The organism is Aliiroseovarius lamellibrachiae (assembly GCF_018599245.1).
Classification (GTDB): Bacteria; Pseudomonadota; Alphaproteobacteria; order Rhodobacterales; family Rhodobacteraceae; genus Aliiroseovarius; species Aliiroseovarius lamellibrachiae.
Genome location: NZ_JAHEVJ010000007.1, coordinates 172,587 through 190,488 on the forward strand (window position 1 = coordinate 172,587; position 17,902 = coordinate 190,488).

The window sequence follows — 17,902 nt, forward strand, 5'->3', positions numbered from 1 at the left end:
CACCAAACGATTGAAAGGCGCCTGGCTGACCGTTAGAAACTCGTGGAGATTGTAAGCTCAAACTCATTCTCTTTGTCATAGGCCTCTTTCGCGAGCGTATGCGCATAGTTCAGACGAAGAGGCCCGATGGGCGTGGTCCAAAACACCGATGCGCCGATGGATGAACGAATATGTACCCCATCATCAATGGTGCCGCTCAGGGTGTCATCCAAGCCCCAAAGCGCACCCGCATCAAGGAAAACGCCGCCTGAAAGGCCATATTCCTCAGGAAGCCCGAGGGGGAACTGTGCTTCTAACCGGGCGACCGCATAGGCATTTCCGCCCAAAGCATCCTGATTGACCGCGGTCAGATCGCGTGGCCCCAACCCATTGGTCGAGAACCCGCGCAGCTTGGATGGCCCAAGGTGGAAGCGATCGGTAAAGCGCGATGTGCCGCCATTCAACGAGGCGAGATATCCGCCCTCGAATGTGGCCGACAACGTCACCTGATCACTGAGAACCTTGGTTTGCGCACGCAGCAGCGCTTCTGATTTAACGTATTGATAATCCGATCCAAATCCACCGACATCGGTGCTAAATCTCAGCAAAACCCCGGCATTCGGGTTCAACCCGGTCCGGCGTGTGTCGTAGTTATAGGTCAGCCCAAACCCGACGCCAACTTGTTGTCCGCGCGCCGCCTCATTCGTGATAATGGCGGAACTGTCAGCCTTGGCATTGTACATATCAGACCCGCTGACAAAGGCGCGAACCCCGAGACGCCCGTTTTCGCTTACCGGAAAATCGAGCGAAGGACGCAGGGCGATTTCACGGCTGTCAAAGAACGACGACGCCTGCACGCTTTCATTGTAAAAGGCCTCTACCCCAAATGCCAGATCGCGTCCCAGGAACCTGGGTTCGACAAACTTGAAGGCAAACGAGGTGGTGTCGCTGGTGTTGGCAAAGGAGAGTTTCAGGAACTGGCCACGCCCCAGCAGGTTTTTCTGCGTATACGAGAGGTTCACCCCGAAGCCATTTTCAAGGCTATAGGCGCCACCAAAGCTCAGGCTTCCGGTCGGGGCCTCTTCGACATCAACATCCACGACCACCCGGTCAGGCGAGGAGCCTTCACGAGGCCGAACATTTGCGGTTGTGAAGAACCCAAGGGCGCGCACACGTTCAGCCGCTTCGCGAATTTCACGCGGGTTAAAGGGATCACCTTCAGCGATACGGAACTGGCTTCGGACCACACTGTCAAGCGTGGTGGCATTGCCTTCGATATCAATCCGCTCAACAACCACGCGGGGGCCGCGGGCAATCACCAATTCAACATCCAGTGTCAAATCGCGTGGATTACGGGTAATCACGGGTTCAACGCGGATGAAATTCAGCCCTTTTTGCAAGGCAAGCCGTTCCATCCGGGCGACGGTATTTTCAATATGACCCGGGCTGTACACGACCCCCGAACGCAGTTTGGAAACCGCTGCGAAGTCGTCCGGGTTCACCTCTTCCAAGTCACTGGTTGTCGTAATGTTGCCAAAACGGAACTGCTGACCCTCTTGCACGTTGAATGTGATAAAGAACGCATCACGCTCGCGCGAAAATTCTGATGTCACATTCTGGATCTTAAAATCGGCGTACCCGCGCGACATGTAGAAATCGGTCAAAACGCGTTTATCAAACTCGATCCGGTCAGGCGCATAGCTGTCGGCGCGAATAAACTGGCGCAGGATACCCGCCTGTTTGGTTTGCAGAACACGACGCAGGCGTCCATCCGAGAACGCGCGGTTGCCGACAAAGGACAAGCGTTCAACCTCAACAGTCTTGCCCTCGATAACTTCGAACACGACATCAACGCGGTTGTTTGAACGGCGGATGATCCGAGGGGTTACCTTGGCGGCCAAACGGCCCTGCGCCTGATACACTTCGACAATGGTTTGCGCATCTTTTTCGGCAGTTGTGGGGCTGTAAACGCGGCGCGGTTGGCTTTTGAGCAGCGGCGCGAACACATCATCTTTCAATCGACGGTTGCCTTCGACCGAAACAACATTGACGGTTGGGTATTCCTGAACACGCACAATCAGCTTGTTGCCCTGCGGCAACAGCTCGACCTTTTCAAACAGGCCCGATCCGATCAACCGCTGATATCCGTCGTTCAAGGCGGCGGCGGGAATGGTCTCGCCCCGGCTGATTCCCAGATAACTCAGGATTGTATCGGCCTGAATTCGTTGTGTGCCTTCGATTTCCACCGACGAAAAGGAATAGGCCTGCGCGATGGCCGGTGCGGATGGCACAACGGAAAGCGCTGAAATCCCGAGGAAAATCGCAACAGAGCTGCGTTTTGCAAAGGATGTGGTCTCTATTTTTTTTCGGAAAAAGGCGCTGCTCTGGCCACCTGATTTTTTCATTTTATTATCTTCCGCTCAAACAACCCATTTCCCTTGTGGATAAAGGGTCCGAAGGTGCATGTCAAAGCACGAAAGCGCCCCCGGCAAGGGAGCGCCATCAAAGTCTAATCCGTTTGGTTAGGGTCTGGGCCCTTGATCAGGACAACACATTCATCAGCACAACAGCGCCGGACAGGGCCGTCACGATTGCACCCGCATAGATAAAGCGATCGAAATTCAGATCAAACAGCAGCGACAAGCCGCGATATCCGCTTTGAATATGGTCCATGACATTCTCCTTATACACACCGTTTTTGACCGGCTAAGGACAGTGTTAAGCGGCAATTAAGGCAAGAGATGAGGGGAATTGTGGCAAGAATGCGGCATTTTCGATTCTGCGCGCTGTGGTTCTTGGCACAGGACGCCCCTGCCCCAAGAACCAACACGCTAAATCATTAGCAGAAAAGGTCGTTTGTCACGCCAAACACCATCAAAAACAGCACCAGCGACAGCCCAACAATCAACAGTGCGTTCATGGCCCTGTCACTTGGTTTGCGACCCGTTACCGCTTCGTAAGCAAAGAACACCAGATGCCCGCCATCCAGCACAGGGATTGGGAACAGGTTCAAAAGGCCAACCGCCGTCGACAACATGCCGATAAAGGCGATAAAGCTTATCGCGCCTTGTGACGCCGCCTGCCCTGACACCTGTGCAATGCCAATGGGGCCAGACAGATTACAGCTGGAAATTGCTCCGGTGAGCATGTGCCACAGGCCAGACAGGCTTGAATTCACAATATAAATCACGCGGTCCGCGCCGCTTTTCAAGCTTTCCAAAGGTCCTGGCGTTCGGGTTGCGGGTTCAAAAATCATGCCTGATGTGATGCCGATTAAAAAACGGGTCTCAAAGCCACCTTCCGCTTTTGGCAGGTCTTGACGACGCGGCGTTAAGGTCACTTCCATCAATGCGCCATCGCGTAAGATACCAAGCGTCATTGCGGCACCATCGCCCGCCACAACAATATCACGCAGGCTTTCAAAGGTTGCGACTGGTTTTCCATCGACGGTTTCAATCAAATCACCGGGTTGGATCCCCGCATCAATTGCGGCGGATTTTGGCGTTACCGATCCCACCAAGGCCGGATAAGGATGGCGCCCGGTGGTCACCACCTCTGCGCCATCGCGGCGTACCCTGTATTCCACCTCTGCGGTGTTTGGGAGCTTGGTGATAAACTCATAGAATTCGGACAACGGCGGGGTTTCATTGCCCGCGATGGCCAGCACTTCGTCACCAGGCATCAACACGCCTTCGATCCCCGGAACCGGTTTCACCTTGGCAACGGACAGCGGGTCGGTGGCGACCCCCGTGCCCATCAACACACCGGCAAAAATGATGGTGGACAGGATGAAATTGAACACCGGCCCCGCCACAACGGTTGCAGCACGCGCCCAAAGGGGCGCACCGGGCATGGTGTGGCGAAGGTCTTCTGGGGACAGTTCCGCCAGCGCCTCTTCGTCCGCACCGCCAGAAGCCGCATTGGCGTCACCTGCAAATTTCACATATCCCCCAACCGGATAGGCGGCGATTTGCCAGCGCGTGCCATGACGATCAACGCGCGAGGCCAGCACCGGCCCCATGCCGATCGAGAATACATCCGCTTTGATGCCCGACCAGCGGCCAACAATGTAGTGGCCATATTCATGCACCGCCACAATCACCGTCAAAGCAACGAGAAACGCGAGGATCGTAAAGGCGAGGTTGCCAAAATCCGGCAAGAGCGAAAACAGGTCCATGAATAATCCTTCTGGCGGTCTGGTCTGGGCAGTTTCGGTTGGGCGATCTGGGCCGCAGCTTGGCCGCGCACCCTGCCCCGCTTAGTGCGCGGCGTCAATCAATTCACGCGCGGTGATACGCCCCATATGGTCAGCCGCTTGTACATTGTCTAGGGTCATCGCGGCATGGATCAATGCGCTGTCAGCGGACAGACGCATCATTGCCTCTTCGACAACACCCGCCATATCCATAAAACCGATTTGACCCGCAATGAAACCATCCAGCGCAATTTCTTTGGCGGCATTGAACACGGCGCCGGTCAATCCGCCCGCCTGCATGACCTCTCGTGCAAGGCGCAGCGCAGGATAGCGACGATCATCTGGCGCGCGAAAGTCCAACTGGCCGATCTTGGCAAGATCCAACCGATCCACCGGAAGGTCGCGCCGGTTTGGCCAGTGCAGCGCATAGCCAATGGCGTGGCGCATATCGGGGGCACCCAGATGGGCCATCAAGGCACCATCGTTAAACCCAACCAATGCATGGACAAGAGACTGTGGGTGGACCAGAACCTCTATCTGATCAGGCGAGACCTGAAAAAACTCTTTTGTTTCGATAACCTCAAGAGCTTTATTGAACATGGAGGCGCTGTCGATCGTGATGCGCTGCCCCATGTCCCAATTTGGATGCGCGCTGGCTTGGGCCAATGTGGCCGTGGCCAGTTTTTCCAAAGGCCAATCGCGAAATGCACCGCCAGAAGCGGTGATAATGATCCGCTCAACCGCGTCCATCTCTTCGCCAACCAGCCCCTGAAACACCGCAGAATGCTCGCTGTCGACCGGAAGGATCTTGGCATGATGCGCATGGGCCGTGGCCATAATCAACGGGCCGGCGGTGACCAGACTTTCTTTGTTGGCCAGCGCCAAGGTTGCGCGGTTTTCAAGCGCACGCAGGCCCGGCAACAACCCGGCGGCCCCGACGATGGCGGACATCACCCAATCGGCTGGGCGCTGCGCTGCCTCTTCAAGGGCCGCGGGCCCGGCGGCGGCCTCAACCCCGCTGCCTGAAAGCGCATCACGTAACGCTGGCAGGTTTTGCTCATGTGCGGTGACGGCAACGTCAGCCTTTAGGCGAATGGCATCGCGGGCCAACAGATCAATGTTATGGCCGCCTGTTAGCGCAACAACATCATAGGTGTCCGGGGCGCGCGCAATAAGATCAATGGTCGATTGCCCAATGGATCCCGTCGCGCCAAAAATTGAAACTTTCCGCATAGTCATCCCGCAACAAAAACCGGAATGGCAAGAAGGATAGAAAGTGCGTAAACCAGTGCCGCAGCCCCAATCATCGCATCAAAACGATCCAACACGCCGCCGTGGCCTGGAATAAGGTTAGAGCTGTCCTTGATCCCCACATAGCGCTTGATCGCGCTTTCAACAATATCGCCCATTTGTCCTGCAAAAGCGGCGAGAACCGAGCCAAGCATCCAGAATATGGTGCTGCCTTCCGAGGCAAATAGAAAGCCGATGCCGGCCGCCCCGACCCAACCCGCCACTGTGCCTGACCATGTTTTCTTTGGACTGACGCGCGGCCAGAATTTAGGGCCGCCCAAAAGGCGCCCGGCGAAATACCCTGCAACATCAGAAGTGATCACAACCAACACCAGCCAGATCACCAATTGGGAATGCGACAGGTGTAAAAAGCCAAGTGCCGCAAGCATGATCAAGGCGCTATAGGCCAAAAAGAGTGCACGGTCCTTGGTGATCAAGACAAACCCAAGCAACGGTGCGATCAACAGCACCAGCCACCAGACCCCTAGGCCGGATCCGCTTTCGATCTGGTAGCCCGCCAACAAAACGGCGACCCCAGATAAAATGGCAAGCCCCATAGGGACGGCGGCATTATCCCGGCGAAGCAAACGGGTCAGTTCCCAAATGCACAAACCAATGACCACAGAAATCAAGGAAACAAACACCATCCCACCAAGCCAGATTGCTGCACCAGCAACAACAGCCATCGCCAGCCCTGCCCCGGCGCGCGGTCCAAGATCGGTCCAGTTTGAACCGGCAGTTGATTGTCCCATGATGATCCTTTTCTGTCCGCGCGGACTGATAATCCAGGCGCGTTTTATTCTGCTGCGGTGTCAACCGATCCAAAACGGCGATCACGGCCGGCGTAACGATCGACGATCTCACCAAATAATTCGGCGTCGAAATCCGGCCAGAGCGTATCAATGAATTCATACTCTGCATAGGCGGATTGCCACAGAAGAAAATTGGAAATGCGGGCTTCACCCGAGGTGCGTATAACGAGGTCTGGATCTGGCAAAACACAAGTATCTAAATACCTTGGAAGCGTTTCTTCATCCACGGTATCTGAATCCAACAGGCCCGCCGCAACATCCTGCGCCAACCGTTTCACAGCGCGCGCAACTTCGTCACGACCACCGTAGTTCAGCGCAATGGTGAGGTGAACCTTGTCATTTTCCTGAGTCAAAACTTCAAGCTCATCCATCAGAGCCTGTAGTTTTTTATCCAGCCTGAGGCGATCCCCAATAAACCGCACGCGAACGCCCTCGTCGCGAAGGGCACGCGCCTCTTTGGTGATGTAGCGGCGAAACAGGCTCATCAAGCCAGACACTTCGGTCTGTGTGCGTTTCCAGTTTTCGGTCGAAAACGCAAAAATTGTCAGGTATTTCACCCCAAAACCTGGGCATGCCTCGACAATTTCACGGACACGTTTGGCCCCCGCATGGTGGCCAAAGAGCCGCGGTCGCCCGCGTTTTTGCGCCCAGCGTCCATTGCCATCCATAATGATGGCAACATGGTCTGGGGATTTTTGCTCTTTACCCACGCATGCACTCCTCTCAAGTTTGACGGATCAAACCTGCATGATCTCTTCTTGCTTTGCTTCCAAAGCCTTATCGACGATCGCGACATATTTGTCAGTCATTTCCTGCACTTCATCATGCCACATCTTGTTGTCATCTTCGCTCATGCCGTCTTTGGCACGCTTCAACTGCTGCATGCCATCCTGACGCACATTGCGCACCGAAACACGCGCACTTTCTGCATATTGCGCAGCAACGCGGGTCAAATCACGGCGACGTTCTTCGTTCAGCTCTGGAATGGGCAACATAATGATGGTGCCGTTCAGCTGGGGGTTGATGCCCAACCCGCTTTCGCGAATGGCTTTTTCAGCGGCCTGAACCATGCTTTTGTCCCAAATATTCACGGTCACCATACGTGGTTCTGGCACGTTGACGGTTCCGATTTGGTTCAATGGTGTGCGTTGACCATAGGCTTCAACGGTAATCGGATCGAGCATGGAAGACGAGGCTCGTCCTGTGCGCAACGATGCAAATTCAGTTTTCAGAGAGCCAACAGCGCCCTCCATGCGGCGTTCCAGATCACCAAGGTCCAGTTCAAACTCTTCGTCAGACATTGCAGACGTCCCCTTTTCCTTCTTGCTCTTGTTTTCGAGCATCTTTGTTGTCGTATAGCGCCCCCAATGGGGCCTTGTATAGTGTGGCCCCCGTCAAGGTTCTATTCCCGATCCAATCTGGGCGGAAACCCGCGAGGTTTAATCACTTACGCGGGTATAGGTCCCTTCACCGGCCAGAATACCGCGAAACCCGCCGGGCTCATCCAGCGAAAAGACAATGATGGGAAGATTGTTGTCGCGCGCCAGCGCAATGGCCGATGCATCCATCACGCCAAGGCGTTTGGCCAGAACATCGTCATAAGACACATGGTCATAGCGCACCGCATCATCAAACTTAACCGGGTCTTTGTCATAGACCCCATCCACTTTGGTGCCCTTAAAGATCGCTTCACAGGCCATTTCATTGGCGCGCAAAGTGGCGGCTGTGTCGGTGGTGAAATAGGGGTTCCCGGTGCCGGCTGCAAAGATACAAACCCGTTTCTTTTCCAAGTGACGCACGGCGCGTCGACGGATATAGGGTTCGGCCACTTCATCCATGCGGATCGCCGAAATGACCCGCGTAAACACCCCCAAACCTTCCAGCGCGGACTGAACCGCCAGGGCGTTCATGACTGTCGCCAACATGCCCATGTAATCTGCGGTGGTGCGTTCCATCCCTTGCGCGCTTCCGGACAGGCCGCGGAAAATATTACCGCCGCCGATGACCATACAAATCTCGACCCCCATATCATGCACGGTTTTCACTTCGCGTGCGATACGTTCAACCGTGGGCGGATGCAGTCCAAACCCTTGGTCCCCCATCAGGGCTTCGCCTGAAATTTTCAACATGACGCGGCCAAATGTGGCTTTCGCGGTGTCGGTAGGGGTTTCGGCGGAGGTCTCGGTTGGGGTTTCGGCGGGGGTGTCGCTCATGGCATCGGCTTCCTGAACAAGGGTGATTGTCTTGGCGCGCAAAATGGCTCAAACAAGCACAACATTCAATGCGATAAGCTCGCATAGCAAGAAAAAACAACAAAGCGGTGTATCCAGACGTGAGCATGCTTCCATTTGATATCCCCTCAGATCAGCCCGTTTTGATTGCGGGGCCAACCGCATCGGGTAAATCTTCGCTGGCGCTTGAAATTGCGCGGACCGGCGGCGGGGTGATTGTGAACGCCGATGCGCTTCAGGTGTTTGCCAATTGGCGCATCGTGACCGCCCGCCCATCTGAGGAAGAAGAGGCTTTGGCCCCCCACGCGCTGTATGGGCATATCCCCGGAGATCAGGCTTATTCTGTGGGGCATTGGCTGCGCGATGTGACCCCATATCTAAGTGGTAATCTGCGGCCAATTATTGTGGGCGGGACTGGGTTGAACCTGACGGCTTTGACCGAGGGTCTGGCCGATATTCCCCTAACCCCACCAGACATCCGTGCCGAATGCGAGGCCGTGATCGACGCGCATGGTGTGCAGGCGCTTTTGGCGGATCTTGACACGGAAACGCTGGCACGCATCGACACGCACAACCCAGCGCGCATTTCCCGCGCCTGGGAGGTGCAGCGCACAACCGGACGCGGCTTGGCGGAATGGCAAGACAACACCCCCGCCCCCTTGTTGCCGCTCTCAAACGCGTGTCCAATTGTTCTAAACGCAGACCGTGACTGGTTGCGCGACCGTATTGAACGGCGATTTGATCTGATGATCGCATCTGGCGCGCTGGACGAAGCCCGGCGGAACCTTTCGACGTGGACCCCGAAAGACCCCAGCGCCAAAGCCATTGGCGCCCCAGAGTTGATCGCGCATCTCACCGGGGAACTTAGTTTAGCGCAGGCAAAAGCCCGAGCGATAATCGCCAGCCAACAGTACGCCAAACGCCAACGAACGTGGTTTCGCAAGCGAATGCACAATTGGAAAGCGATTCCCCTACCGGCATAACGTGCAGATGCGGCAAACGCGCTGCAGCGCAACAAACGGCCGACTTACCCACAATTGACCCATTTTCTTGTGGGCCATCCTGTGGATAACTCTGTTTTGATCGTTTTGCGCGGCGACAAAATGACGGTCTTGCGTTAGGAAAAGAGCAACCTCTGCTCAATAAACGTGTGCATCATGACCCATCTGCCGCCGCTCAAATCCCCTTTTCGCGTTGTCCCGCTTGCTCGGATGAGCAAAGGCGGACGATGGCGCACCGAGGCGATGCGTTCTTACGGCGCGCCCGTTCTGATCTGGTTCACCCGCGGACAAGGGCGGATCACCGTTAATGGGGTGACGGCGGGCTATGGGCCCCATAATTGCCTCTTTATCCCTGCCGGGATCATGCATGGGTTTGAGATGTCCTCGCAAGTTGCCGGAACCTTGGTGGTGCTTCCACAGGGAAGTGAAATGCAGCTGGGCCTGCCAGAAGAGCCCGTACACCTTCGCCTACGCGACGCAGAACAGCATATGGAAATGGGCCGTATGATTGACGACCTGCAGCGCGAGATGGAAAAGGGCACCGACCGCGCGCAACGGGCGATGATGTGCCACGCGGGTTTGATCTCGGTCTGGATTGATCGCCGCCTTAGCGACATGGCGGTGTCCCCCAAGTCCTCAACAACTTCCGCACGACTGGCGAATGCATTTGCGGCCCTTGTGGAGCAAGAATTTCACAGCTCTAAATCCGTGAAAGATTATGCGAGTGAGCTTGGTGTCACCGCCACACATCTCAGCCGTGTTTGCAACAAAGCCTCTGGCAGGCCCGCCTCTGCAATTCTTGCGGACCGGGTACATTACGAAGCCCGCCGTTTGTTGAGCGAGACACATATCCCAATTAAAGACATCGCAAGTAAGCTTGGCTTTGCCTCTGCCGCCTATTTCACAAGGGCGTTTCAGCGAAACACCGGGCAAACTCCGTCACAGTTCAGATCTTCACATTAAAACCTGACAGCTTCGCCACCGTCCACGAGACCTCTCTCTATCAGTCTGACCGCTGTCATCTTGTAAAGGGATCGCTGTGCGATTTGATGCCCGCAGTTTATGACAGCGCCAGGACCTTCAATGCGATTCTAAGCATCTTTTTTGTGGTGATCCTATCAGAAGGATGGCGCCAAATTGCGTCACACCCTGATCAAGAGGAGGTCTTACGTCTTGATATCAATCGCGAAATGCAAAAAGTTGCACCTGACCTATATGGCAAATTGGACCTATTGGTGACAGAAACCCTTCCCACTTTTTCAAGCGAAACGATCCTACCCTTCAGCGTACAGCTTGGAACATTCGTTTCCTTGTCTGCAAGTGTCATCGCCACCGCAGAAATCGGCCTTTTGGCACGCCGGATGCGGGACTGACCAATGCTTATGTGCGAGGTTTTGATCTAAAGGCTATTAGCCCCCCAAAATCGCCTTAACATATCCACGCGTTTCCTTGTAAGGCGGAACGCCGGAGTATTTTTTTACGGCTTCAGGCCCTGCATTATACGCCGCCAAAGCCAGCCTCCATGACCTAAAGCGATCATATTGTCTGCGCAGATAGCGCGCGCCACCTTCTAGGTTTTGATAGGGGTCATGAGGGTTTACACCAAGTTTTTTGGCGGTAAACGGCATCAGCTGAGCCAAGCCGATCGCGCCGGCATGGCTCTTTGCGCGAGGGTTCCATCCGCTTTCTTGCTGCACCAGCCGCAAGAACAAATCTTCCGGTATGCCATGTCGACGTGCGGCAGACAGCGCCATATCCATATATTGGCCGCGATATTTACCGCTATAGGATGGGATCCCATAGCTGGTTTCGACAGCCACCCCTTTCGGCAGCAACCGCGTTGAACCGGCATATTGTTGCGCCGCACGGGTGTCCAAAACCTGCAGCTGAGATTTAAACGCAGCACTACCGTTAGAGCTTGAAAACAAGCTTTCACCCATCGCCGACGTTAAGCCCACGGTGCTAAAGATAAAACCGGATCCAATTCCAAAAAGAATATGACGACAAGACATCTTTCTTCCCCAATATGTTAACGACAATATAGGAAGAAACGGGGCGCAGGCAATGGGGACAGCGCTTTCTTGCGCATCTCATTTCAATCACAGGGTTTTTAGGGGGGGCTCATTGAATTTCATCCACAGAAATCCATTTCCCCCCAATGCCGCGAATGTGTAACCATACGCGCAACGTGAAGAATCGAAAGGACGCAGCCATGGCGGGCTCGCTCAATAAGGTAATGCTCATCGGCAATCTGGGCCGTGATCCCGAAATCCGTACTTTTCAAAACGGCGGCAAAGTGTGCAACCTGCGCATTGCCACGTCGGAAAACTGGAAAGACCGCAATACCGGCGAGCGTCGTGAACGCACGGAATGGCACACGGTTGCGATTTTCAGTGAAGGTTTGGTTCGGGTCTGTGAGCAGTATTTGCGCAAGGGGTCCAAGGTCTATATCGAAGGCCAGCTTCAGACGCGTAAATGGCAAGATCAGTCGGGCAACGACCGCTATTCCACCGAAGTTGTCTTGCAAGGGTTTGGCAGCACGCTGACCATGCTTGATGGTCGCGGCGAAGGTGGCGGTGGTGGCCAAAGCGGCGGCGGTTACGGTGGCGGTCAATCTGGTGGCTATGGCAACGACCAAGGCGGCTACGGTGGCGATCAAGGCCAGGGACAAGGCCAAAATCAAGCGCCTGCTGGTGGCGGATTTGACGACGAGATCCCGTTCTAAGCGGCCCTGTCGATACCCCGTATTTCACACAAACAAAAAGCGCCCCTTGGGCGCTTTTTTCGTTCACGCGCTGTTCATAACAGGTCTCAGCATTTGGCCAGCGCGTCTTTTAGGACAGATTGCACCACGGTCATATCCACATCTGAGGTGACAAACGCGTCGCCAATGGACCGCGCCAGGATGAACCGCAGCTTGCCATCCTGCACTTTTTTATCCTGCCCCATCAAGGCAATCAGCCCATCCACATCTGGCAGTGACCCATCAATATCCGACAGGTCTTTTTTCATGCCCATCGCCGCCAAATGCGCGCGCCACCGCGACGGGCTTTCCTGACTGATCAACCCCATCCGGGCCGAGGTCTCAAACGCAAGCGCACAGCCGATGGCAACGCCTTCGCCATGCAGCAGACGGGCGGAATAGCCTGTTGCCGCCTCTAGCGCGTGACCAAAAGTGTGGCCCAGATTGAGCAATGCCCGATCGCCCTGTTCGGTTTCATCACGCACGACAATATCCGCTTTCATCTGAACCGAATGGCGCACGGCCTCTTTGCGCAAAATCGCATCCCCGGCCGCTAGGGCCGGGCCATTTTCCTCAAGCCATTCAAAGAATGACGCATCACCCAAGCCGCCATATTTCACGACTTCGCCATAGCCTGCCAGAAAATCCCTAGGTTTCAGCGTTTCAAGCACTGTAATATCGGCCAGCACCAAGGATGGCTGATGAAAGGCGCCCACCAGGTTTTTTCCATGCGACGTGTTGATGCCGGTTTTTCCCCCAACGGAACTATCGACCTGTGCAAGAAGGCTGGTGGGAATTTGCACAAACCGCACACCGCGGCGCAAAATTGCGGCGGCAAAGCCCACCAAATCGCCAATCACCCCGCCACCAAAAGCGATAACCACGTCTTTTCGCTCGACTTTTTCATCAAGCAACCACTCCACCACCTGCATCAAGTAAGGCCAGCTTTTGGTGCTTTCCCCCGGTGGCAGGATCAGGGCCTCGCTGCTGATCCCATCAGCCGCCAACCCGGATTTCAACCTGTTAAGATGCAAACCTGCAACGGTGTCTTCGGTCACAATCCACACTTTCGGGCGGGTCAGAAAAGGCGCGATTTCCGCGCCGGCACGGTCAATCAACCCTGCCCCAATCCGCACATCATAGGCGCGCGTATCCAATGGTACGTGAACTGTGGTCATATTAGTCCCTTTCCAACACATCCGGCCGGGTCAAGAGTGCCTGAACCACCGCATCTGCCATGTCCGAAATTGAGTATTCAGGCCGCGCCTGAACCGAAAGATCCGCCTGCGCATAGACCGGCACGCGCGCCTCGTAGATATCGGTCAGTGTTTTTTTCGGGTCGGGCGTACGCAGCAATGGGCGTGTGTCTTTGTGTTTCACCCGGTTCCACAAAAGTTCCAGATCGGCCTTGAGCCAGACAGACACGCCGCGATCAGAGATCATGTTGCGGTTCGCGTCAGTCATAAACGCCCCGCCGCCGGTGGAAAGGACTGCTTTTTCGCTGTCCAGCAACCGCCCAATCACCTCGCTTTCGCGGGCCCGAAAAAACCCCTCGCCATCGCGTTCAAAGATCTCGGCAATCGACATATTTGCCGCCTTCACGATTTCTTCGTCGCTGTCCATAAAGGGGACGCCAAGGCGTTCGGCCACGGCCAATCCCACGGCGGTTTTCCCGGCCCCCATCATGCCGATCATGACGATGGATTTCTTTACAATATATGCCAACTTGGCGCTCACTTGCCGAATTACGAAGTTTTTACTTCAATGGCGTGATCTCGTGGAAAAAGCCATATATAAAGTGACGAGAGGCAGCCGAGAGGCGATAAAAAAAGGGAAAACCATGGCGCTCCGTTTAATCAAGCTATTGGTGTTGTTGGTGGTTCTCACCGGTTTTGGTGTATTGGGGTACGCATATCTGGGCGATATGTCGCCAGAGGCAACCCCCCAGAGTATTTCAGTGACGTTGAATGAGACATAACCAGCATAAGGCAGCCCCTTTTTCGCTGTGGATGACGTTGTCGATGACCTTGGCGCTACTGCCTGCCTTCAGCTATGCGCAGACCGCGGGTGGGATAACAGAGGGCGAGGTTGCATCCGCGCCGATGTCAGCAATTGATTGGTTATCCGACAGCATTTCGGCCCCAATTGTGGTTTCACCACAGATAAACACCGAAAATCCCGTGGCCCAATCCGCATCTGTTGCCGATGTTTCAGTCGTCCCACTCGGGTCGCAGACCACTGATGCCATTGGGTTGCTGCCACCGAGTGTCACGGGGTTTTCAAGAGATCTTTGGGGGGCCTCTCGTCCGGATGACCTGGCCCATCGCATTTTGTCGATGCCACTGGACCTGATGCCCTCAATGCAATCTTTGCTCACCCGATTGCTTTTGGCAGAGTTAGATCCGCCACGCGGTGCAAACACCACCGATGACCGACTGTTTCTTGCACGAGTGGACCGCCTGCTTGCGACAGGCGCTCTCGATCAAGCAGATGCGTTGATTGCACGATCAGGGGCGCAAACCCCGGCCAGTTTCCGGCGCGGCTTTGATACGGCCCTGCTGCTGGGGGAAGAAGACATCCCGTGTCAGCGATTAAGTGCGGCCCCCGATCTGAGCCCGACCTTTCCTGCCCGTATCTTTTGCCTTGCACGCGCGGGGGATTGGGATGCGGCGGTTCTGTCCTTGGGGACTGGGCGTGCGTTGGGCTATGTTTCACAAGCGGATGATGATTTATTGTCACGGTTCTTGGATCCGGATGTGTTTGAGGGGGATCCACCGCTGACCAAACCCCTTCATCCAAGCCCCCTGACCTTTCGCATGTTTGAGGCGATCGGCGAGTATATTCCGACAACTGGCCTGCCCTTGGCTTTTGCCCAAGCGGATTTGCGCGCCAATATCGGCTGGAAAGCCCGCGTTGAGGCCGGTGAGCGGCTGGTGCGGATGGGGGCCGTCAGCGACAATCAAATCTATGGGCTTTATTCCGAACGCAAGCCTGCCGCCTCTGGTGGAATATGGGACCGGATGGCGGCGGTTCAGGCCATGGACAAGGCCCTTCAGGCCAAAGACACACAAACGATTTCCGCCCTTCTGCCTGACTTGTGGACCCGCCTGGAAGCGGCCGAGCTTGAAATGCCCTTTTCGCGCATTTTTGGACCTGAACTGGCCACGCTGGATCTGGAAGGTGACGCGGCGAAACACGCGTTCCAAATGGGGCTTTTGTCGGATCACTATGAGGAGATCGCCAAAAAAGGCGCGCCAGACTCCTCTGCGAAATCCCTTGTCTTACGTGCTATTGCACTGGGGGATATTAAGAATGTGCGCCCCTATGATGCCGCCAGCACAGCGGTATTAGAGGGGTTTGCCAATCCCAACATTCCGATCCGCCTGCAATCGCTGATGGACCAAGATCGGTTAGGCGAAGCAATCCTGCGCGCCATTGCCCTGTATTCCAACGGTGTTTTTGGCGACTATGATGAGCTTTCAGACGCCATCGCCTTTTTTCGCCACATTGGGTTGGAAAATATTGCCAGGCAGGCAGCGCTTGAATTTCTGATCCTGGAGAGACGCGGATGACATCGGATCACGCGCGTTGGATCTCTGCTTTTCTCGACGCGCAAGCGGCGGAGCTAGACGCCTCGGAAAACACACTTCTGGCCTATGGTCGCGATCTAAAAGCCTTTTCTGACCATCTGGGGCAAACCGATTTTGCGAACGCCGTGCGAGAGGATATTGAGGACTATCTGGTCGCTTGTGATGCCTTAGGGCTGGCACAGGCCACACGAGCGCGACGTTTATCAGCGGTTAAGGGGCTTTATCGTTTTGCCTATGAAGAGGCATGGCGCACGGACAATCCGGCCCTGAAAATCAAGGGGCCGGGGCGCACAAAATCGCTTCCGAAAACCCTAAGCGAGGCGGAGGTTGACGCGCTTTTGACGGCCGCCCAACACCATGGCCGAAATGCACCTGACCAACGGCGCAATGCCTGCCTGATGGAACTGCTTTATGCCACCGGGATGCGGGTGAGTGAATTGGTGAGCCTGCCGGTCTCTGCCGCGCGCGGCGATCCAAGGATGCTCTTGGTCAAGGGCAAGGGCGGCAAAGAGCGTATGGTGCCCCTGTCCGCCCCTGCTCGGTCCGCGCTTCGAGAGTGGCTCGATATTCGTGACCGCGATGAAGGTCTGGCGAAAAAGGAAACCGGCACGGAACCATCAAAATTCCTGTTTCCCTCACGCGGCAAATTGGGTCATCTGACCCGTCATCGTTTTTTTGGCTTGATCAAGGAAATTGCTGTGGCGGCCGGGGTATCGCCTGATGCGGTCACGCCACACAGATTGCGCCACGCCTTTGCCACGCATTTGTTGGCCCATGGCGCAGATCTGCGCACGATCCAGACGCTTTTGGGCCATGCGGATGTCTCGACCACCGAGATTTACACACATGTTTTGGATGAACGCTTAAAAGAGCTGGTCTTAGCACATCACCCATTGGCCAAAGAGTGATCAGCCGCTGGCCGGCCCGTACAGATCAATCGCGCGTTTTTCAAAGGCCTTTACAATGCGCTGCATGGCCTCATTGAACACCAGTCCAATGACTTTTTGCAGCACGGCGCTTTTGAACTCAAAATCAACAAAGAACTCGATCTCACAACCTGCCTCATGAGGGTGAAATTGCCAGTGGGATTTAAGATATTTAAACGGCCCATCCAGATATTCCATATCAAGCCGCGGTGTGGCGCTGTCCAACACGGCGCGACTGGTAAAACGTTCACGAAACACCTTGAAACTGATCACCAAATCGGCTTCGATGATTTCGGTGCCATCCGGTTGTGGTGCGCGTGACCGCACCCTTGCGGCTGAATTCCAGGGAAGAAATTGCGGGTATTTTCCCACATCCGCAACCAATTCGTACATCTGATGCGGGCTATATGGCAGGACGCGTTTTTCACCATGTGTCGGCATATGTGCTTTTTCCCTTCTCTCGCGCGTGCACATGTCCTAGGTATGCGCGCGGAAATCAAGAGGGAAGCCCGAGGAAACACCATGTCTCAACAGCCATATGTGATCGATACGCTCATCTCAGCCAAGCAAATTGCGGCGCGGGTCGAACAATTGTCCGATGATATTCACACCGAATTCACGAATACAGACAAGCTGATTGTGGTCGGTTTGCTGCGCGGATCCTTTGTGTTTATCGCCGATATTGTACGCGAGCTAAACTTGCCGGTTGAGGTCGATTTTCTAGAGGCATCGTCCTATGGGAACTCAACGGAAAGCAGCCGAGAGGTACGTATTCTCAAGGACTTGCGGGGCGAGATTGCGGGGCGTGATGTGTTGGTGGTCGAAGATATCGTCGACACCGGTCACACGCTCACCCAGGTCGTTAAGTTGCTGGAGGCCAAAGGGCCAAGAAAGCTGAAAACCATCGCGCTGCTCGACAAACCTTCGCGGCGCGAGGTCGACATCAAGGCCGATTGGACCGGCTTTGAAATTCCCGACGAATTTGTGGTCGGTTACGGCATCGACTATGCACAGCGCAATCGTAACCTGCCCTATATTGGCAAGGTGCGCTTTACCGACGAGGCCTAAGCGATGAACCCGCGTTGGCTATGGCGGATGTCAAAATGGGCGCGAAACCCGCCCTCAGAAGCGCGCG

20 protein-coding genes are annotated in these 17,902 nt (G+C 55.3%); 8 read left to right on the forward strand and 12 right to left on the reverse strand.

The window, feature by feature from the left end; genetic code table 11:
• Nucleotides 1-32: 32 nt before the first annotated feature.
• From bamA to pyrH, 8 genes are all read right to left on the reverse strand, one after another.
• Nucleotides 33-2,384, reverse strand: coding sequence for an outer membrane protein assembly factor BamA (gene bamA / locus KKW20_RS13395; RefSeq protein WP_214568408.1), 2,352 nt, complete (start codon nucleotides 2,382-2,384; stop codon nucleotides 33-35).
• 136 nt (nucleotides 2,385-2,520) lie between these two features.
• On the reverse strand, nucleotides 2,521-2,652 hold the full coding sequence (locus tag KKW20_RS16640) for a hypothetical protein (protein ID WP_281422178.1): 132 nt from the start codon (nucleotides 2,650-2,652) through the stop codon (nucleotides 2,521-2,523).
• Nucleotides 2,653-2,818: 166 nt separating this feature from the next.
• Complete coding sequence (rseP, locus tag KKW20_RS13400; RefSeq protein ID WP_214568409.1) at nucleotides 2,819-4,156, reverse strand: RIP metalloprotease RseP; 1,338 nt, start codon at nucleotides 4,154-4,156, stop codon at nucleotides 2,819-2,821.
• Between the two features lie 81 nt (nucleotides 4,157-4,237).
• The gene (gene dxr, locus KKW20_RS13405) at nucleotides 4,238-5,407 is read right to left on the reverse strand and encodes a 1-deoxy-D-xylulose-5-phosphate reductoisomerase (RefSeq protein ID WP_214568410.1); all 1,170 of its coding nucleotides are present in this window, start codon (nucleotides 5,405-5,407) and stop codon (nucleotides 4,238-4,240) included.
• 2 nt (nucleotides 5,408-5,409) lie between these two features.
• Nucleotides 5,410-6,216, reverse strand: coding sequence for a phosphatidate cytidylyltransferase (locus KKW20_RS13410; RefSeq protein ID WP_214568411.1), 807 nt, complete (start codon nucleotides 6,214-6,216; stop codon nucleotides 5,410-5,412).
• A 44-nt stretch (nucleotides 6,217-6,260) separates the two neighbouring features.
• Nucleotides 6,261-6,986, reverse strand: a complete 726-nt coding sequence (uppS, locus tag KKW20_RS13415; RefSeq protein ID WP_343207596.1) for a polyprenyl diphosphate synthase — start codon at nucleotides 6,984-6,986, stop codon at nucleotides 6,261-6,263.
• Between the two features lie 27 nt (nucleotides 6,987-7,013).
• Nucleotides 7,014-7,577, reverse strand: coding sequence for a ribosome recycling factor (gene frr / locus KKW20_RS13420; protein WP_214568412.1), 564 nt, complete (start codon nucleotides 7,575-7,577; stop codon nucleotides 7,014-7,016).
• A gap of 138 nt (nucleotides 7,578-7,715) precedes the next feature.
• Nucleotides 7,716-8,405 carry a UMP kinase gene (gene pyrH / locus KKW20_RS13425; RefSeq protein WP_214568500.1) on the reverse strand — a complete coding sequence of 230 codons (690 nt, stop codon included), beginning with the start codon at nucleotides 8,403-8,405 and terminating at the stop codon, nucleotides 7,716-7,718.
• Nucleotides 8,406-8,614: 209 nt separating this feature from the next.
• Here pyrH and miaA point away from each other — a divergent pair, with 209 nt between their 5' ends.
• The 3 genes from miaA (at nucleotide 8,615) to KKW20_RS13440 (ending at nucleotide 10,881) form a co-directional block, all read left to right on the forward strand.
• Entirely contained in the window at nucleotides 8,615-9,490 is an 876-nt protein-coding gene (gene miaA / locus KKW20_RS13430; RefSeq protein ID WP_214568501.1) for a tRNA (adenosine(37)-N6)-dimethylallyltransferase MiaA, read from the forward strand.
• Between the two features lie 174 nt (nucleotides 9,491-9,664).
• Nucleotides 9,665-10,471, forward strand: coding sequence for a helix-turn-helix transcriptional regulator (locus KKW20_RS13435; RefSeq protein ID WP_214568413.1), 807 nt, complete (start codon nucleotides 9,665-9,667; stop codon nucleotides 10,469-10,471).
• Nucleotides 10,472-10,557: 86 nt separating this feature from the next.
• Nucleotides 10,558-10,881: a hypothetical protein gene (locus KKW20_RS13440; protein WP_214568414.1), complete on the forward strand. Its 324-nt coding sequence runs from the start codon at nucleotides 10,558-10,560 to the stop codon at nucleotides 10,879-10,881.
• A 36-nt stretch (nucleotides 10,882-10,917) separates the two neighbouring features.
• Here the strand turns inward: KKW20_RS13440 and KKW20_RS13445 are convergent, their stop codons facing one another.
• On the reverse strand, nucleotides 10,918-11,448 hold the full coding sequence (locus KKW20_RS13445) for a lytic transglycosylase domain-containing protein (protein WP_246534615.1): 531 nt from the start codon (nucleotides 11,446-11,448) through the stop codon (nucleotides 10,918-10,920).
• A 272-nt stretch (nucleotides 11,449-11,720) separates the two neighbouring features.
• On the opposite strand from KKW20_RS13445, the gene ssb reads away from it, so the two are divergent.
• The gene (ssb, locus tag KKW20_RS13450; RefSeq protein ID WP_214568416.1) at nucleotides 11,721-12,233 is read left to right on the forward strand and encodes a single-stranded DNA-binding protein; all 513 of its coding nucleotides are present in this window, start codon (nucleotides 11,721-11,723) and stop codon (nucleotides 12,231-12,233) included.
• Nucleotides 12,234-12,319: 86 nt separating this feature from the next.
• Here ssb and aroB read toward each other — a convergent pair whose 3' ends face one another.
• Both aroB and KKW20_RS13460 read right to left on the reverse strand, forming a co-directional pair.
• Nucleotides 12,320-13,429 (reverse strand): 3-dehydroquinate synthase, encoded by a 1,110-nt coding sequence (gene aroB / locus KKW20_RS13455; protein WP_214568417.1) that lies wholly within the window; start codon nucleotides 13,427-13,429, stop codon nucleotides 12,320-12,322.
• 1 nt (nucleotide 13,430) lies between these two features.
• Complete coding sequence (locus KKW20_RS13460; RefSeq protein WP_246534616.1) at nucleotides 13,431-13,946, reverse strand: shikimate kinase; 516 nt, start codon at nucleotides 13,944-13,946, stop codon at nucleotides 13,431-13,433.
• 145 nt (nucleotides 13,947-14,091) lie between these two features.
• Here KKW20_RS13460 and KKW20_RS13465 point away from each other — a divergent pair, with 145 nt between their 5' ends.
• The 3 genes from KKW20_RS13465 to KKW20_RS13475 are packed head-to-tail and all read left to right on the forward strand — an operon-like array spanning nucleotide 14,092 to nucleotide 16,749.
• Entirely contained in the window at nucleotides 14,092-14,229 is a 138-nt protein-coding gene (locus KKW20_RS13465; RefSeq protein ID WP_214568419.1) for a hypothetical protein, read from the forward strand.
• Nucleotides 14,230-14,260: 31 nt separating this feature from the next.
• Nucleotides 14,261-15,823, forward strand: coding sequence for a hypothetical protein (locus KKW20_RS13470; protein WP_214568420.1), 1,563 nt, complete (start codon nucleotides 14,261-14,263; stop codon nucleotides 15,821-15,823).
• Nucleotides 15,820-16,749: a site-specific tyrosine recombinase XerD gene (locus KKW20_RS13475; RefSeq protein ID WP_214568421.1), complete on the forward strand. Its 930-nt coding sequence runs from the start codon at nucleotides 15,820-15,822 to the stop codon at nucleotides 16,747-16,749. The genes KKW20_RS13470 and KKW20_RS13475 overlap by 4 nt, the downstream gene beginning before the upstream one ends.
• Here KKW20_RS13475 and KKW20_RS13480 read toward each other — a convergent pair whose 3' ends face one another.
• Nucleotides 16,750-17,208: a type II toxin-antitoxin system RatA family toxin gene (locus KKW20_RS13480; RefSeq protein ID WP_214568422.1), complete on the reverse strand. Its 459-nt coding sequence runs from the start codon at nucleotides 17,206-17,208 to the stop codon at nucleotides 16,750-16,752. It lies immediately after the preceding gene.
• Between the two features lie 81 nt (nucleotides 17,209-17,289).
• Here KKW20_RS13480 and hpt point away from each other — a divergent pair, with 81 nt between their 5' ends.
• Nucleotides 17,290-17,835, forward strand: a complete 546-nt coding sequence (gene hpt / locus KKW20_RS13485) for a hypoxanthine phosphoribosyltransferase (RefSeq protein WP_214568423.1) — start codon at nucleotides 17,290-17,292, stop codon at nucleotides 17,833-17,835.
• The last annotated feature ends 67 nt before the right edge of the window (nucleotides 17,836-17,902 follow it).

Coding starts and splice junctions, on each gene's coding strand:
- bamA (WP_214568408.1), bottom strand. CDS start 2,384: ATGAAAAAATCAGGTGGCCAGAGCAGCGCCTTTTTCCGAAAAAAAATA.
- KKW20_RS16640 (WP_281422178.1), bottom strand. CDS start 2,652: ATGGACCATATTCAAAGCGGATATCGCGGCTTGTCGCTGCTGTTTGAT.
- rseP (WP_214568409.1), bottom strand. CDS start 4,156: ATGGACCTGTTTTCGCTCTTGCCGGATTTTGGCAACCTCGCCTTTACG.
- dxr (WP_214568410.1), bottom strand. CDS start 5,407: ATGCGGAAAGTTTCAATTTTTGGCGCGACGGGATCCATTGGGCAATCG.
- KKW20_RS13410 (WP_214568411.1), bottom strand. CDS start 6,216: ATGGGACAATCAACTGCCGGTTCAAACTGGACCGATCTTGGACCGCGC.
- frr (WP_214568412.1), bottom strand. CDS start 7,577: ATGTCTGACGAAGAGTTTGAACTGGACCTTGGTGATCTGGAACGCCGC.
- pyrH (WP_214568500.1), bottom strand. CDS start 8,405: ATGTTGAAAATTTCAGGCGAAGCCCTGATGGGGGACCAAGGGTTTGGA.
- miaA (WP_214568501.1), top strand. CDS start 8,615: ATGCTTCCATTTGATATCCCCTCAGATCAGCCCGTTTTGATTGCGGGG.
- KKW20_RS13435 (WP_214568413.1), top strand. CDS start 9,665: ATGACCCATCTGCCGCCGCTCAAATCCCCTTTTCGCGTTGTCCCGCTT.
- KKW20_RS13440 (WP_214568414.1), top strand. CDS start 10,558: ATGCCCGCAGTTTATGACAGCGCCAGGACCTTCAATGCGATTCTAAGC.
- KKW20_RS13445 (WP_246534615.1), bottom strand. CDS start 11,448: ATGGGTGAAAGCTTGTTTTCAAGCTCTAACGGTAGTGCTGCGTTTAAA.
- ssb (WP_214568416.1), top strand. CDS start 11,721: ATGGCGGGCTCGCTCAATAAGGTAATGCTCATCGGCAATCTGGGCCGT.
- aroB (WP_214568417.1), bottom strand. CDS start 13,429: ATGACCACAGTTCACGTACCATTGGATACGCGCGCCTATGATGTGCGG.
- KKW20_RS13460 (WP_246534616.1), bottom strand. CDS start 13,946: ATGATCGGCATGATGGGGGCCGGGAAAACCGCCGTGGGATTGGCCGTG.
- KKW20_RS13465 (WP_214568419.1), top strand. CDS start 14,092: ATGGCGCTCCGTTTAATCAAGCTATTGGTGTTGTTGGTGGTTCTCACC.
- KKW20_RS13470 (WP_214568420.1), top strand. CDS start 14,261: ATGACGTTGTCGATGACCTTGGCGCTACTGCCTGCCTTCAGCTATGCG.
- KKW20_RS13475 (WP_214568421.1), top strand. CDS start 15,820: ATGACATCGGATCACGCGCGTTGGATCTCTGCTTTTCTCGACGCGCAA.
- KKW20_RS13480 (WP_214568422.1), bottom strand. CDS start 17,208: ATGCCGACACATGGTGAAAAACGCGTCCTGCCATATAGCCCGCATCAG.
- hpt (WP_214568423.1), top strand. CDS start 17,290: ATGTCTCAACAGCCATATGTGATCGATACGCTCATCTCAGCCAAGCAA.